The 14,925-nt window shown below is 45.1% G+C and carries 9 protein-coding genes; 7 read left to right on the top strand and 2 right to left on the bottom strand.

Annotation, left to right across the window (positions count from 1 at the left end):
• Positions 1 to 5: 5 nt before the first annotated feature.
• Both ABMY45_RS17865 and ABMY45_RS17860 read left to right on the top strand, forming a co-directional pair.
• Complete coding sequence (locus tag ABMY45_RS17865; RefSeq protein WP_211866089.1) at positions 6 to 3,122, top strand: efflux RND transporter permease subunit; 3,117 nt, start codon at positions 6 to 8, stop codon at positions 3,120 to 3,122.
• A 161-nt stretch (positions 3,123 to 3,283) separates the two neighbouring features.
• Complete coding sequence (locus ABMY45_RS17860) at positions 3,284 to 4,165, top strand: patatin family protein (RefSeq protein WP_349289288.1); 882 nt, start codon at positions 3,284 to 3,286, stop codon at positions 4,163 to 4,165.
• Positions 4,166 to 4,216: 51 nt separating this feature from the next.
• On the opposite strand, the gene ABMY45_RS17855 is transcribed toward ABMY45_RS17860, so the two are convergent.
• A complete protein-coding gene (locus ABMY45_RS17855) occupies positions 4,217 to 5,047 on the bottom strand; it encodes a S1-like domain-containing RNA-binding protein (protein ID WP_010604803.1) in 831 nt (276 codons plus the stop codon).
• A gap of 2 nt (positions 5,048 to 5,049) precedes the next feature.
• Entirely contained in the window at positions 5,050 to 6,381 is a 1,332-nt protein-coding gene (locus ABMY45_RS17850; protein ID WP_349289287.1) for a DEAD/DEAH box helicase, read from the bottom strand.
• A gap of 208 nt (positions 6,382 to 6,589) precedes the next feature.
• Here ABMY45_RS17850 and ABMY45_RS17845 point away from each other — a divergent pair, with 208 nt between their 5' ends.
• The 5 genes from ABMY45_RS17845 to ABMY45_RS17825 all read left to right on the top strand — a co-directional run bounded on the left by ABMY45_RS17845 (position 6,590) and on the right by ABMY45_RS17825 (position 14,718).
• Entirely contained in the window at positions 6,590 to 7,573 is a 984-nt protein-coding gene (locus ABMY45_RS17845; RefSeq protein WP_349289286.1) for a rhodanese-related sulfurtransferase, read from the top strand.
• A gap of 302 nt (positions 7,574 to 7,875) precedes the next feature.
• The gene (locus ABMY45_RS17840; RefSeq protein ID WP_211869027.1) at positions 7,876 to 9,258 is read left to right on the top strand and encodes an NAD-dependent succinate-semialdehyde dehydrogenase; all 1,383 of its coding nucleotides are present in this window, start codon (positions 7,876 to 7,878) and stop codon (positions 9,256 to 9,258) included.
• Positions 9,259 to 9,365: 107 nt separating this feature from the next.
• Positions 9,366 to 10,376: an L-threonylcarbamoyladenylate synthase gene (locus tag ABMY45_RS17835; protein ID WP_349289285.1), complete on the top strand. Its 1,011-nt coding sequence runs from the start codon at positions 9,366 to 9,368 to the stop codon at positions 10,374 to 10,376.
• Between the two features lie 208 nt (positions 10,377 to 10,584).
• Positions 10,585 to 11,622 (top strand): efflux RND transporter periplasmic adaptor subunit, encoded by a 1,038-nt coding sequence (locus ABMY45_RS17830; protein ID WP_010604799.1) that lies wholly within the window; start codon positions 10,585 to 10,587, stop codon positions 11,620 to 11,622.
• 45 nt (positions 11,623 to 11,667) lie between these two features.
• Complete coding sequence (locus ABMY45_RS17825; protein ID WP_227387672.1) at positions 11,668 to 14,718, top strand: efflux RND transporter permease subunit; 3,051 nt, start codon at positions 11,668 to 11,670, stop codon at positions 14,716 to 14,718.
• Positions 14,719 to 14,925: the final 207 nt, after the last annotated feature.

The raw sequence follows: 14,925 nt of genomic DNA, 5'->3' as shown, positions 1-14,925 counted from the left end.
GGGTGATGTTAAGAGCCAGTGTAAATCACGCCATTTTAGTTGCTGTCACGGTATTGATCTGTTCGATATTGGGTATTGTTGCGGCGTTTAAAATTCCGGTGCAAATGATCCCAGATCTTGAAGTAAGAACCATCACTGTGGTGACCAATTGGCCCGGTGCCACGCCACAGGATGTTGAAAAAGAAATACTTATAGAGCAAGAAAGGTATCTTCGCTCACTTGCGAATCTAACTCGCATGTCCAGTTATGCAAATACCGGTGAGGCAGAGATAGAGCTTGAGTTTCCATTTGGTGTCGACGTCAACGAAGCGCTCATAAACGTGAGTAATGCGTTATCTCAAGTGCCAAATTATCCTGAAAACGTTGACCAGCCGGTGTTATACAGCAGCGCGTTTTCGAGCAATGCCTTTATGTTTTTTAATCTAAAGCCACAACCGGGAAATCCACTCAATCTTGATATCGATATGCTTCGTGATTATGCCGAAGACTTTATTCGCCCAGAAATGGAAAGAGTCAGTGGAGTATCTCAGGTTGGTGTGCGTGGTGGTGCACTCTATCAAGTACAAATTTTGGTAGATCAAGAACAATTGGCGAGCCGTGGAATTAGCTTAGTTGACGTTAGAAATGCAATACGCAGCCGTAACCAAGATGCCTCAGCAGGCGATATAGACAGTGGTAAACGTCGTTATTTGCTGCGTATGGTCGGCCGCTTTGAGTCAGCTAAAGCGCTAGAAGAGCTGGTAGTCAGTCACCGTGCGGGCACCACAATTAAGCTCAAAGACATCGCTCAGGTAAAGCTTGATCATTATGAAGTGCGCGATATTGCCTATAACAATGGCGAGCGAACCTTAATGCTCTCGGTGAGACGGGAAAGTGGTTCTAACGTGATGGCGATTAAAGAAGAAATGATGGAGGTAGTGGCTCGCATCAACCGTGACATGCTTGCAAGTAATGGACTACAACTGACGCTATTGAGCGATGATGTTCGTTACGTTAAAGGATCTGTTGAAAATGTTTGGACTAATTTAGCGCTAGGTGCGGTGCTTGCGACTCTGGTGATGTTTTGGTTTTTAAAGAGCCCACGCTCGACCTTTATTGGTGTGATGGGCGTTCCAATTTGTACCATCGCGGCATTTTTGGGCCTGTTGCTATTTGACAGAACGATCAACGTGATTTCCCTCGCCGGCGTTGCATTCGCCATTGGCATGACGGTTGATAACACCATTGTTGTACTTGAAAACATAGAGCAAGCCAGACGCCGAGGTCTCGACAAACTTCAAGCAGCCATTACCGGTGTTCAAGAGGTATGGCCTGCGGTGCTTGCTTCAACCCTGACCACAGTGTTGGTATTCGCACCTATTTTATTTATTCAGCAAGAAGCCGGACAGCTTTATTCCGATGTAGCAATAGCTATTTCTGCCGCAATCATCGCTTCTATGTTGGTCGCCTTGTTTGTGGTGCCTGCTGCTAATGCAAATTTTGCCTGTAAGGAAATCTCCAGTGGCATGTTGTCTACGCCTAAACTACCAACGTTTATTCCGGCGATGTTATCAAGTCCACGTGCTCGCATAGTGTGTATTGTATTCGGTAGTGTGTTGTTACTCGGTGGGGCGTGGTTATTTATGCCTAAAGCCGAATATTTGCCAGAGGGAGAGGAGCCAAAAGCGTTCTCTATGATGATAGCGCCTCCGGGCTATAACCTCAGCCATATGCAAAAAATTGCTGATGAACTACTTCCTTATTTAAATAAGCATTTGGAAAACGATGACAGCGATTTTGTATCAGGTAAAACGTCGTTGCCACCTTTAAAATATTATTCGATGTCCGTTGGTGTTGGTAGCATTTGGCTATTGAGTGAACCATACAACCGTGAATACATCGATGAAATGATGGAGGCAATCACGACCAAGTTTAGAAGCTACCCAGGAATGCGTGCATTTTCTTCACGAGGCTCGATTATCTCAAGTAATGATGGCGGTTCAAGAGCGGTCGCTTTGGATATTAGCGGTACAGATCAAACGGCGCTCTACCGGGCGGCAGATGCAGTGTACCGGTTAGCGGGGGAGGTCTTTGATAATCCACAAGTGGATTCTGCACCATCTTCTCTGACACTCGACCAACCGTTAATAGAGATTCAACCAAGATGGCAACGGCTGGCTGAAGTGGGTATGAGTGCTGACGAACTCGGCTATACGGTCGCAGCCTTGAGTGACGGCGCTTATGTTGATGAGTTGATTTTAGACGATGACAAAGTCGACGTCTTTTTATTTTCTGAGTCGGGTAATCAGCAAAGTCTTTCGCAATTAGCGCAATCTCCAGTTGTAACCAAAGCTGGACTGATCCCGTTGAGCGCTTTGGCCGATCTACGAGAAAAAGCAGACAGTGATAGTTTGCGCCGAGTTGATGGTCGTAGAACCGTGACTGTATATATTATTCCGCCAAGAAATGTTGCCCTAGAGGAAGCGCAGGAATTAGTAAGAACGGAATTACTACCGCAGCTTCAGATGCAGGGCGATCTGCTTCCTAGTGTCAATGTGAGTATAGGTGGTGCTGCCGATCAACTAGACAAAACCAAAGAAGCGCTGGGCAGTAATTTTATCGTTGCATTAGCGCTGTGTTACTTATTACTTGTCGCTATCTTCAAGCATTGGGGCTACCCGCTATTTATCATGGCAACAGTGCCGCTTGGCATGGCAGGGGGCTTACTTGGACTAATTACTATTAATGGCATTGGTAGCATAACAGGCACCTTCCACCAGCCTTTTGACATGATCACCATGCTTGGCTTTTTAATCTTGTTAGGGACTGTGGTTAATAACCCTATTTTGATTGTGGATCAAAGCCGCAGAAACCTTGAGAGTACCGCGATGAGTGTTTACGAGGCGGTGATCTCAGCACTACAAACGCGATTAAAACCGATTGTGATGTCAACGATGACAACCCTATGCGGTCTTGCGCCATTGGTGTTCATTCCAGGAGAAGGATCTGAACTTTATCGAGGCGTTGGCATGATAGTGCTTTGTGGTATTGCTATGGCAACTATCGTCACACTCACCATTTTACCCGCGCTATTAGTCAGCTTTTTAAAACGGCCGGTAGAGAGTTCTGTAAGCAAACTCTAACCACATATTAATCACACTGTGGATATTATGAATGCCTTGCTTGAACAACGCTGTTCTGCAGGGCATTTTTATTGCAAAGTGGTATGAAAGCTTGAATTTCGAGGTTTTTGCCCACAGTAAAATAAGATGCGTACAGGTTTATATAATAAAAAGAGCACAACATGACAACTAACATACGCTCTGCAATTATCGCTGAGGGCGGAGGTCAAAAAGGCATTTTTACAGCGGGCGTGCTAGATGCTTTTCTTGAGAAAAAATTTACGCCTTTTGATTTAAAAGTGGGTGTCTCAGCGGGTGCACAAAACCTCGCAGCCTATTGTGCTCGCGCAAGTCAATATGCGCAAACTGCTATCGAATCTCTGACGACGGAGCAGCAGTTTTTCCGTCCCGCGCGATTTTTTACCGGTGGTAATGTCATTGACTTGGATTGGTATTTTCAACAAGTAGAGCACAGCGGCAAAGTACGGTTTCCAACTGAGCCTAACCATCTCACGCCGGAAAGTAACTTTTATGCGGTTGCAAGTCACTTAGACTCGCTTGAGCCACATTATTTGCATACGTGGCACGATAACATGTTTACCCATTTAAAGGCTTCTAGTGCGATCCCTTTTTTATATCGTCCAGGCGTTAAAGTTGCGGGTCACGGAATGATGGATGGAGGCGTGGCCGATCCTTTACCCGTGCGCTGGGCACACAGTCAAGGGGCAAAGACGATTTGGGTGATCAGAACCATTGAGGCACATGACGATGGTAAAATGCCAGTGCTTGAGCGCTTGAAGCCAATTATGCGGCGCGTTAATCAATCTCCTCGAATGTTTGAAATGTATCATCACTATCAAAGTCGCTATGCCGATGCGGTGAACTTTATGAATTCACCACCAGAAGATGTTAACATCATTCAAATAGCGCCCAATAGACCACTGGAATCTATGATTTTAGGCTCAAGCCCTGAGACCTTAAAGTGTGATTATAAATTGGGGTTTGAGCTGGGATTAAAAGCGGTAGATAAATGGCGTGATATGCTTGAAGTCAGTGTAATGTAACAAGCAAGTCTCAGGTTGAGACTTGCTTGTTATTTGCTTGTACTTAAGACTTTAAGACTTGCGAATTGAAATAGAATTCGCTTCGATATCAATTCGGCCATCTTTGAATAAACCACCGATGGCTTTTTTAAAGTTAGCTTTAGAGGTAGAGAAAGTACGCTTGATGGCGTCAGGATCTGATTTATCGCCTAGCGGTAAATAGCCGCCGCTTTCTTCGAGTTTGCTATAAATGATTTCCGCAAGGTCTTTAACCTTGCCTATACCTGGCTTTTCTAACACGATATCAATCTTATCTTCGTCATGAACCGCTTTTACAAAGCCCTTCATGCGCTGACCGATATACATGCGCTTAAACACATCATTGAAAAAGACCAATCCAAAGTGTTTTTCATTGACGATCACTTTATAGCCAAGATCGGTTTTTGCCGCAACGATTAGGTCTACTTCTTCGAATTTTTCGTATTCGGCTTTTGATTTACTCAAAAATTTACCCAGCGCACTAGACGCACAAATACGCTTACTCGCGTTGTCTAGGTAAAGCCTAACCAAATAGCTATAGCCGTCGCGCATTTTCGGTTTTTGTTCATTGAAAGGCGCTAACACGTCTTTTTCAATACCCAAATCCATAAAAGCACCAACCTTATTGATCTCTTTTACGCGCAGCAGAGCAAACTCACCGACTTGTGCAAGTGGCTTTTTGGTTGTTGCCGTTGCGTGTCCCAAGTTATCTAAATAGATAAATACTTCAACAGAGTCACCTTCTTCGGTGTGCTTTGGCACCTCTGCTCGAGGAAGAAACACGTCACCAAGCTCACCACCGTTTAAATAAGCCCCTTCAGCGGTAAGCTCTTCAATGGTTAACATTTTGATTTGACCTAACATGATTATTCCTCGTCAGTTTGTGGTTTTGGTTTGCGACGCATCGGCATAGTACCGTCAATATCAATCGGTGGCGGGACCACTTTTCTCGGTTGTGACTTTTTCACCGGCTTTTTCTTAGGTTTACTTGTTTGCTTTGGCGCAGACTCTGCAGGGCGATTTTTACTCTGCTGTGGTTTTTGCTTAAGTCCTTTGAATTTACCAACAAGACCAGAGACTTCTTCAAAACGTAGTGGCTCATCAAGATAGTTTTTGATTGCCACATAGCTATCCCAATCTTTGGGGCCAACAAATGAAATCGCAGTGCCTTTAAATCCGGCACGTCCTGTACGACCGATACGGTGGACATATTCTTCTGCCTGCTTAGGCAAGTCAAAATTCATAACATGGGTAACGGAGAGCAAATCGAGACCACGAGAGGCAACGTCTGTGGTAACCAGCACTTTATAAATCCCACGGCTGAAGCTTTCCATAATGTCTAACCGCTTATTTTGCGGCATATCGCCCGACAACGATACCGCTTTAATCGACATCTCATTTAACAGTTTGCTTAATCGGTCTGTGTCGCCACGAGTTGCGGTAAAGATAATGCACTGTCCTACGTCATCTTGTGTGATGAAGTGCTTAAGCAGCACTTCTTTATGATCTAAATGATCGGCAAAGTAGAGTGCTTGCTTAATGTCTTCATGCTGCTGGTGGGCATTGCTTAACATAATGCGCTTTGGCGATTTAAGTAATTGACGTGACGATGCTTCAACTTGGGTATGGTCTAGCGTGGCTGAAAATAGCAGCGTTTGTCTTTGGCGGTGATCCGCAGAATCATTAATGACGTCCAACTGTTTTTCAAAGCCGAGGTCAAACATACGATCTGCTTCATCAAAAATAAGCAGTTCAAGACCGCCTAAAAATAATGAACGATTTTCAACGTGATCGGCAATACGACCAGGAGTACCCACCACAAAATGCGGGTCGCGGCGTAGCGCTTTTACCTGATCATTGTAGTTTTCACCACCCAAAATCTTACAGACTTGAATATTAGTGCCAGCACACAGTGCACGACACTCAGAGAATACTTGAGTCGCGAGTTCACGAGTTGGGGCTACGATAACAACGCGAGGATCGCGTTTGCTCAGCGCTTTTTGTTTCATTACACGCTGTACGGCAGGCAGCAAGAAAGCTAGGGTTTTGCCAGAGCCTGTTTTAGACTGCGCAAAAACATCGTGGCCAGCTAGAGCCGTTGGGATGGCATGCGCTTGGATCTCGGTCGGTTCCGTGATCCCTTGGTGAGCCAGTTGTTGTTCTAGGCGCGTATCTATCCCAAGTTCAGTGAATCTCAAGTCAATTTCTCCAAGTCTTGAATTTTAAAAACACGAGATTATACCAAAGCATAGACGCTATCGGATATAGAATTTGTGTTTTTTGCATTTTAATCAAAAATCCGTAAAATACGCGCCTCAGCGCCGGGTTTGCGACTCGGTTTTCGTGCTTTACACATAGTCATGCTTAATGTGTAAGCTAATCAAAGCTTAAATCTAGGAAAATACAATGTCAGAACAATACGTTGTTTGTGCTATGTACAAGTTTGTCTCTTTACCTAACTATCAAGAGATAAGACAGCCACTTCACGATGTGATGGAAGCGAATGAAGTTCGCGGTACGTTATTACTTGCCGAAGAAGGCATTAACGGTACCGTTGCCGGTAAACGTGAAGGCATTGATGCGCTACTTACATGGTTAGACAAACAACCGGGCCTTGATAACATCGTTTATAAAGAGTCGTTCGATGAAACTTGCCCTTTCTACCGCACTAAAGTAAAGCTTAAGAAAGAAATCGTGACCATGGGTGTACAAGGTATAGACCCTAAAGAAGTGGTTGGTACGTACGTAAAACCACAAGATTGGAACGCATTGATTTCAGATCCTGACGTTGTGCTAGTTGATACGCGTAACGACTATGAAATCGAGATCGGTACGTTTAAAAATGCCATCGATCCTAAAACCAAGACTTTCCGTGAGTTCCCTGAGTGGGCGCAAAATAACTTAAACCCAGAAAAACACAAAAAAGTGGCGATGTTCTGTACTGGCGGGATCCGCTGTGAAAAATCGACAGCGTATATGAAAGAGCAAGGCTTCGAAGAGGTTTATCACTTGGAAGGCGGCATTCTAAAATACTTAGAAGACGTGCCAAAAGAAGAAACCATGTGGGAAGGCGAGTGTTTTGTGTTTGATAACCGTGTTGCTGTCGATCATGATTTAAACAAAGGGTCTTATGATCAATGCCATGCTTGTCGTATGCCAATCACGGAAGCAGAGAAACAACTCGAAGAATATATGGAAGGGGTGTCTTGTCACCACTGCCACAAAGACATAACAGAAGAGCAAGTTGCACGATTTGCTGAGCGCCAAAAGCAAATTGAACTGGCGAAGCTACGCGGCGAAGGTCATATCGGTCATGAAGCACAGGATGCTATTCGTAAGCGTAAGGAAGAAAAGCTAGCGCAAAAAGAAGCGCAACGTCAAAAGCGCTAAAGGTGCATTGTACTAAGAATACATAACAAGGGGACTGGATGGTCCCTTTTCTCAGCTAAACTTTCATTGCAAGCTATTTGCGCAAGCGCCATTCGCTCTGCAAACTTTTCATATTAGGTGTGTAGCCTTTTCTAATTCACGTATTCAAATTCTTTTAAATCTAATTCTGAAATTAAATTAATTCATAATAATCAATGGGATATTCATTATTCTCAGATTGGTGCCTTCCTTGCTTATTCAAAGGCTATCGCTGTAAATCTAAAAATTGATTTACGCCGTTAAATTTTTGAAGGAGCTTTATGATGTCAAATACGGTAACCACAATTAATCCTGCGACAGAGCAACCCGTTAACGAATACACTTTAATGAGCTTGGACGAGGCGCAAAAGTCGGTGGACTTAGCCAATGACTGTTATTCATTTTGGAAGAAAACCACATTTACGCAAAGAGCACAAAAGCTAAACAGGCTTGCTGACTTAATTGAGCAAAATAAATCCAAGTTAGTCTCACTAATGACCGAGGAAATGGGCAAAGTGACGGAGCAGGGTGAACAGGAAGTTTCCTTGTGTGCTGAAATTTGCCGATATACCGCTGAGCATGGCGAAAAAGAATTACAGGACGAGCATCGGGTATTTGAGCAGGGACATGCCATTATCACTTATCAACCAATAGGCGTGATCTTAGGAATACAACCTTGGAACTTTCCGCTTTATCAGGTTATCAGATACAGTGTTTCGAACGTGATGGCGGGTAATACCACGGTAATGAAACATGCCTCAAATGTATTTGGTATGGCTAAATTAATTGAAGAGCTGTATTTAGAAGCCGGTTTTCCAAAAGGTTGCTATCAATCACTGTTAATTGATGGTGAGACAGCAAGCGAGTTGATAAAGAATCCATATATTCGTGGTGTTACGTTTACCGGAAGCGATAAAGTAGGTAAACAAGTTGCCAAACAAGCTGCTGAGCTTTCTAAAAAAACCGTCCTAGAGCTAGGTAGTAACGATGCCTTTGTGGTGCTGGCAGACGCTGATATTAATAAAGCAGTGTCCGCGTGTATTCAAGGTCGTATTGTCAACAACGGTGAAACCTGCGTTGCAGCGAAGCGCTTTATTATCGTTGATGAAATTTATGATCAGTTTAGAGAGGCTTTTGTGGCTGGTTTTAAGCAGCTTAAGGTGGGAGACCCAACCGCAGCAGACACCGACTTAGGTCCTATGGCGCGTAAAGATTTACGTGATGAATTACACCAACAAGTTGAAGCGTCCGTTAAGGCGGGAGCAACTTGTCCACTTGGTGGAGAAATTCCAAAGCAACAGGGGTTTTATTATCCAGTCACCATTTTGGAAGACGTTAAACCCGGTATGCCGGCTTATGATGATGAACTATTTGGCCCTGTGGCGTCGCTAATTCGTGTGCATGATGAGGCTGAGGCGATGATGGTAGCCAATGATTCACGCTATGGTTTAGGTGGCGGCATTTTTTCTGAAGACACCCAACGTGCCACAGGACTTGCTATTAAGGAGTTTGACACTGGCATGGTGAATATCAACGGTTATTCGCTGGCACAACCAAATTTGCCGTTTGGAGGTGTTAAAGACAGTGGCTATGGTAGAGAGCATGGTGGCTTTGGGATCAAAGAGTTTGTTAACGTGAAAACCGTAATGGTCGCAAGCGCTGAATAACGCAAACCGTTCTTGATGTTAGTTTTTACGCTGGAGCCAGTAATACTGGCTCTTTGCATTTTAAATTGGTTATAATTCGCGTCCATTTTTTACACTGAGAAAGACACGTGGGCGAAGCAAGCTTAACAACCTTACATTTATTGGCAACCGATCCAAGCGCAGTGGCGCAAGCGGCTGAACTTGCACGTGATGGTCACCTTGTTGCGGTTCCAACAGAAACCGTTTACGGCTTAGCAGCAAATGCAAGGCAACCTGATGCGGTTAAAAAAATCTTTGCAGCAAAAGGGCGCCCAGCTGATCACCCGCTAATCGTACATCTCGCTGACAAGTCTTTGGTCACTGAGTGGGTGGAAACATTACCAGACTATTTTGACGCTTTAGCTGATGCGTTTTGGCCGGGGCCACTGACGATCGTTGCCAAAAAGCAAGCACATGTGAGCGATGTAGTCACAGGTGGCCACTCAACCGTGGGTATACGTGTGCCAAATCATCCTGCATTGCTAGCATTATTGCAGCACATTAACTCCGGACTTGCTGCGCCCTCTGCCAATCCTTACAAAAAAATTAGTCCAACCACCGCCGAGCAAGTGTTGTTTGGATTGTCTGGCAAGATAGCGGCTGTGTTAGACGGCGGTTCATGTGAAGTAGGACTTGAGTCAACGATCCTCGATGTATCTTCAGACACACCGAGGATCTTGCGAGCAGGCCCTATTACTAAAGCTGCACTTGAAGCGGTGCTCAATATTGAAGTGGATGAGCCTGATGTGCACACTGTAGCCGTCCCTGGTAACGTAAAAGCCCATTATCAACCAAGCAAACCGCTTACCCTGTTGTCAACGGAAGAGTTAGTTGCTCGCCTAAGCGGCCAGTGCGAAGCGAATACCGGTGTGTTGCATTATTCATCACAAATAGAGCGAATGATCTCTGAGAATTCAGCAAACAACGAGCTGGTGGATCTGAAACTTGGTGCTGACAAAGCTAAGTATGCGCAGGGCCTTTATCACGGGTTACATCAATTGGACCAATCAAGTGCAACCGAGATTTTGTTGGAAGCACCACCAACGGCGCCCGAGTGGCGTGATGTTAACGATAGACTGATGCGCGCGGCCGCACAATAGTCATGATTTGGCGCGGTAGTCTATTGCGCCTCACTCTCCCTCACTCTCCCTCAATCTTTACATAACTTTACCTTACTTTACATGGGCTTATCTTGCCTTTGAAACGCTGCAAGGCATACTGCATCTTATCGCACTTATCCTGTGTGTTATCGAATAGTTTATCTTGATGTGAGTGATTAACTGTTACACTCAAATATAGCTAAGAACAATGGAAATTATTAAGGTTAATATGTGTAAAGTAACGCGCTTGGTGGTTTTTACGGCCACTATGCTGATAACTAATGCCGCTTTGGCCAAACCTTCGCAAGTGATTGCAGAGCCTATTCAATTCGAAAGCAGTAGCCAGCAAATTCAAGCAGTAGGTAATGCTGAAGCTATTCAATCGGTTATTTTATATCCCGCAATTGGTGATAGGGTGACTGCGGTACATTTTAAACCGGGCGATCAGGTTAAAGCGGGTACTTTGCTATTGGAGCTAGATTCACGCCGCCAAAAAGCGGCGCTTGAAGAAGCTAAAATTCGTCTTGCAGATGCGCAGCGCACCGTCGACCGTCTAACCGATAGCCAAAAGCGCGGCGCTGTTCCAATTAATGAATTAGATAAAGCGGTAACGGACAGAGACTTAGCAAAGGTCGCCTTGATCCAAGCTAAGAATGAATTAGAAGACCGCCAAGTGATCGCCCCTTTTTCTGGCGTAATGGGACTCACCGACGTTGAGGTTGGAGATCGCATTACCACCCAAACCGCGATTGCGAGTATCGATAACTTTGATAAGTTGTATGTTCAATTTGCGGCACCGGAATCGGCGTATGGCATGCTTAAATCGACCGATAGCGTGCTGCTGACACCTTGGAATGATAATTCAACACGGATCGACGCAAAGATAGCGCAAATGGACTCTAGAATAGACCCAACAGCCCGCACACTAAAAATCAAAGCCATCTTTGAAAACCGCAATGACCGTTTTTTGCCTGGAATGAGCTTTAGAGTATCGCTAACGGTATTGGGTGAAGAGTTTGCCGTTATTCCTGAAGCCGCACTGCTTTGGGGCGCAACAGGTCCTTATGTATGGAAAGAAGTAGATGGCAAAGCTAAGCGTATAGATGTCAAAATCCAACAGCGGTTGCCGGGTAAATTGCTGGTATCAGGCGATTTGGCTGCAAGAGAGTTATTAGTTGTAGAAGGGGTGCAACGTCTTCGTCCTGGGCAAGAAATTGCGGTGACGAATGCACTGGCGAAGGAATAAATCGTGACTAAACCGGAGTTACCACAGTTACAAGATTTGCCGTCGATGGCCATTCGCCGTCCGGTGTTAATCGTTGTATTAAATTTATTGATTATTATTGCAGGTATTGCTGCTCTTGCCGGCGTTGAAGTTCGTGAATTGCCTGATGTAGATAGGCCGCGTTTAACGGTGTCCGCATCGTTTCCTGGGGGCTCGCCTGAGACCGTCGACACCGAAGTCACGAGTAAGTTAGAAGGCGCAGTCGCGCGTGTCAGTGGTGTAAAAAGCATTCGTGCACAAAGTGAAGAGAATAATGCACGGATTGTTGTTGAATTTCGTCCGGGCATTAACCTAGACGATGCAGCAAACGAAACACGCGAATCCGTTTCTCGAGTACAAAGAGAGCTACCTGAAGAAGTTGAGCGGGTGTCCATTATTAAAGCGGATAATGATGCAGAAGCCGTGGTGTCTTTAACTGTAAGTAGTGCCTCTTTAACACTTGAAGGATTGACCGAGCGAGTAGAAAAAGACTTAGCACCGCAGTTTTTAACTATTCCAGGCGTTGCCGATGTGCGCCTGAACGGCGATAGAGAGCGAGTGCTGCGCGTAAGACTTGATCCGTTAAAACTGACAAGCTTTAATTTAACCGTTCCGGATGTTGCTGCGGCGCTTAGACAAGCCCCGTTTGATGTACCCGCAGGCAGTTTAAAGTCGGACGATCAACAGCTGATTGTCCGTGCCGATGCCACCTCAGTAACCGCTGAGCAGGTGAGTGATATCATCATTCGTGGTGAGACTCGGGTGGGGGATATTGCCTCTGTGTATTTTGGGCCGGCTGATCCTCGCTCTATGGTGAGGCTTGACGGAGAGCCTGTAATTGGGCTTGAGATCATTCGCCAAGCACAGTCCAATACCATTGAAATCTCAGATGAAGTACTACAGCTCGTCGATAAGATAAAAGTACGCTTTCCAGATCTGGAGCTATTCGTCACCTCCGATGATGCGCAGTTTATTCGCTCATCCGTAGACGAAGTCTTGAGCTCGTTAGTGATAACCATATTGCTGGTGGTATTCACGCTTTGGGTATTTATTGGCTCGTGGCGTGCGACGCTTATTCCTGCTTTTGCAATCCCGGTTGCGCTTATCGGCTCTTTGGCGCTGATCTGGGCGCTTGGCTTCTCTGTTAATATTTTAACCTTGCTAGCACTTGTGTTGGCCACTGGACTTATCGTCGATGATGCGATTGTTGTTAGTGAGAATATTCAGCGTCGTCGTGGCGAAGGGATAGGTCGTCGCGCCGCGGCGGTACTTGGGACAAGAGAAGTCTTCTTTGCTGTAGTCGCGACAACCGCAGTACTTGCTGCGGTATTCGTACCGATTGCTTTTTTACCCTCAACCGCGGGCCGGCTGTTCAGGGAGTTTGGTGGCGTGTTAGCTGGTGCCGTGATTATTTCTTCATTTGTAGCACTGTCATTGGTGCCAGCATTAACATCTAAGTTAAAAGTAAAGCAAGATAGCAAAAAGCATCTATTTTCGAGTATTGGTGTGAAACTAGCAAAAATGTATCGGGGTACGATCCACTGGGTACTTGACCATGCATGGCTAACCTTTGGTGTATTTGTGGTTATTGCGAGCTTATCTGGCGCGCTCTATTCGCAATTGGATAATGAGCTTTTGCCATCTGAAGACAGAGGTAAGATCAGGATTTTCGCAAGAGGGCCTGACGGTGTTGGCCTTAACTTTATGGACCGACAAGCCAAACAAATGGAGGACATTTTATTACCTTTTGTGGAAAGTGGAGAAATAGAGTCTATCTATACGGTTGTTGGTCAGTGGGATCCCAATATCGTGTTCATTACTGTGCCGCTAAAGCATTGGGATGAACGTCATTTCTCGCAACAGGAAATTATCGATAAGATCAGAGGACCGCTTGGTAATATACCCGGTGCACCTGCTCGTGCCTTTGGTGCAAATAGCTTAAATCTAAGAGGCCAAGGTGGTGGTATCGAGCTTGCGCTACTTGGTAACGACTATTTAGAGATCTTTAAAGCAGCGCAACAATTTGCGGCTTTGGTTGAAAAAGAAATGCCAGACGTGGCGCCGGTGCAAATCTCTTATCAACCCTCGCAACCCCAGCTGCGCGTAAACATTGACCGTCGAAGAGCAGAAGAGCTAGGCGTTAGTTTGAGTGACATATCAACGACACTTAGGGCGGCCATTAATGGTGATGATGTTGCTGATTTGAATGTTGGCGACCAATCCATACCAATTATGCTGCAGGCTCAAAACCATACTATCAGAGACCCAAGTGATTTGGCTAACCTTTATGTTGGCAGCCGCTCTGGTGCATTGGTTCCGCTAAGTAGCCTTGCCGTTATTGTAGAAGAGGGCGTAGCTGCCGAGCTTGAACGCCATGCGCAGCGTCGTAGTATCGAGCTGGATATGAAACAGCCAGAAGACATGCCTATGGCAGAAGTGGTTGAAAAATTACGAACGCTAGCAGATCAGAGTTTACCCGACAGCGTGACGCTGGCGTTTAAAGGGGAAGCGTTAACGTTTGAAGAAACGGCCAACGAAGTGTTACTTACCTACGTGCTGGCATTCTTAATTGTATTGCTCGTACTTGCTGCACAATTTGAAAGCGTGAATAGTGCCGTTGTAGTTATGATCACAGTTCCGTTTGGGATCACTTCCGCCATATTGGCGCTGTATCTTACTGGTACTTCGCTAAACATATATTCGCAAATCGGCTTAGTGATGTTGATTGGTTTAATTGCTAAAAATGCCATCTTGTTAGTTGAGTTCGCTGATCAGTTACGTGACAAAGGACGGTCAGTAAGACAAGCCGTTGAAGAAGCAGCAGTGATCCGTTTGCGTCCTATCATGATGACTTTGGTGTCCACATTGCTTGGTGCTTTACCATTGATTTTATCGGTAGGCGCAGGTGCTGAGTCGAGAAATGCAATCGGCTGGGTCGTATTTGGCGGATTAGGCTTAGCGGTTTTCTTTACGCTTTACCTCACACCTGTCGTTTATCTCGGTTTAGCGAGATTTACAAAACCGAGGGCGGATGAAACCAAATTATTAGTGGATGAACTTGATAAAGCTGAAAGTTAAATTCCACGGGTAAAAATAAAGTAAGGTGAGCGCAGCAATAGCTGCGCTTTTTTTATACAGTGATTAATGTTGTGGTAACACATTCTTTGATACTTTTTGTTGAACTTTTCATTATTTAAACTGTCACAACCGATGTGGTTGTTTTATAGCCAGTATGTTTGCTACTCTAAGACAGTAAATCCTGTTTTCTATAACAATAATAAAAAT

Source organism: Pseudoalteromonas sp. XMcav11-Q (assembly GCF_040104525.1).
Classification (GTDB): Bacteria; Pseudomonadota; Gammaproteobacteria; order Enterobacterales; family Alteromonadaceae; genus Pseudoalteromonas.
This window is presented reverse-complemented; position numbering and strand designations above follow the sequence as displayed.

Coding starts and splice junctions, on each gene's coding strand:
- ABMY45_RS17865 (WP_211866089.1), top strand. CDS start 6: ATGTTAAGAGCCAGTGTAAATCACGCCATTTTAGTTGCTGTCACGGTA.
- ABMY45_RS17860 (WP_349289288.1), top strand. CDS start 3,284: ATGACAACTAACATACGCTCTGCAATTATCGCTGAGGGCGGAGGTCAA.
- ABMY45_RS17855 (WP_010604803.1), bottom strand. CDS start 5,047: ATGTTAGGTCAAATCAAAATGTTAACCATTGAAGAGCTTACCGCTGAA.
- ABMY45_RS17845 (WP_349289286.1), top strand. CDS start 6,590: ATGTCAGAACAATACGTTGTTTGTGCTATGTACAAGTTTGTCTCTTTA.
- ABMY45_RS17840 (WP_211869027.1), top strand. CDS start 7,876: ATGTCAAATACGGTAACCACAATTAATCCTGCGACAGAGCAACCCGTT.
- ABMY45_RS17830 (WP_010604799.1), top strand. CDS start 10,585: ATGGAAATTATTAAGGTTAATATGTGTAAAGTAACGCGCTTGGTGGTT.
- ABMY45_RS17825 (WP_227387672.1), top strand. CDS start 11,668: ATGGCCATTCGCCGTCCGGTGTTAATCGTTGTATTAAATTTATTGATT.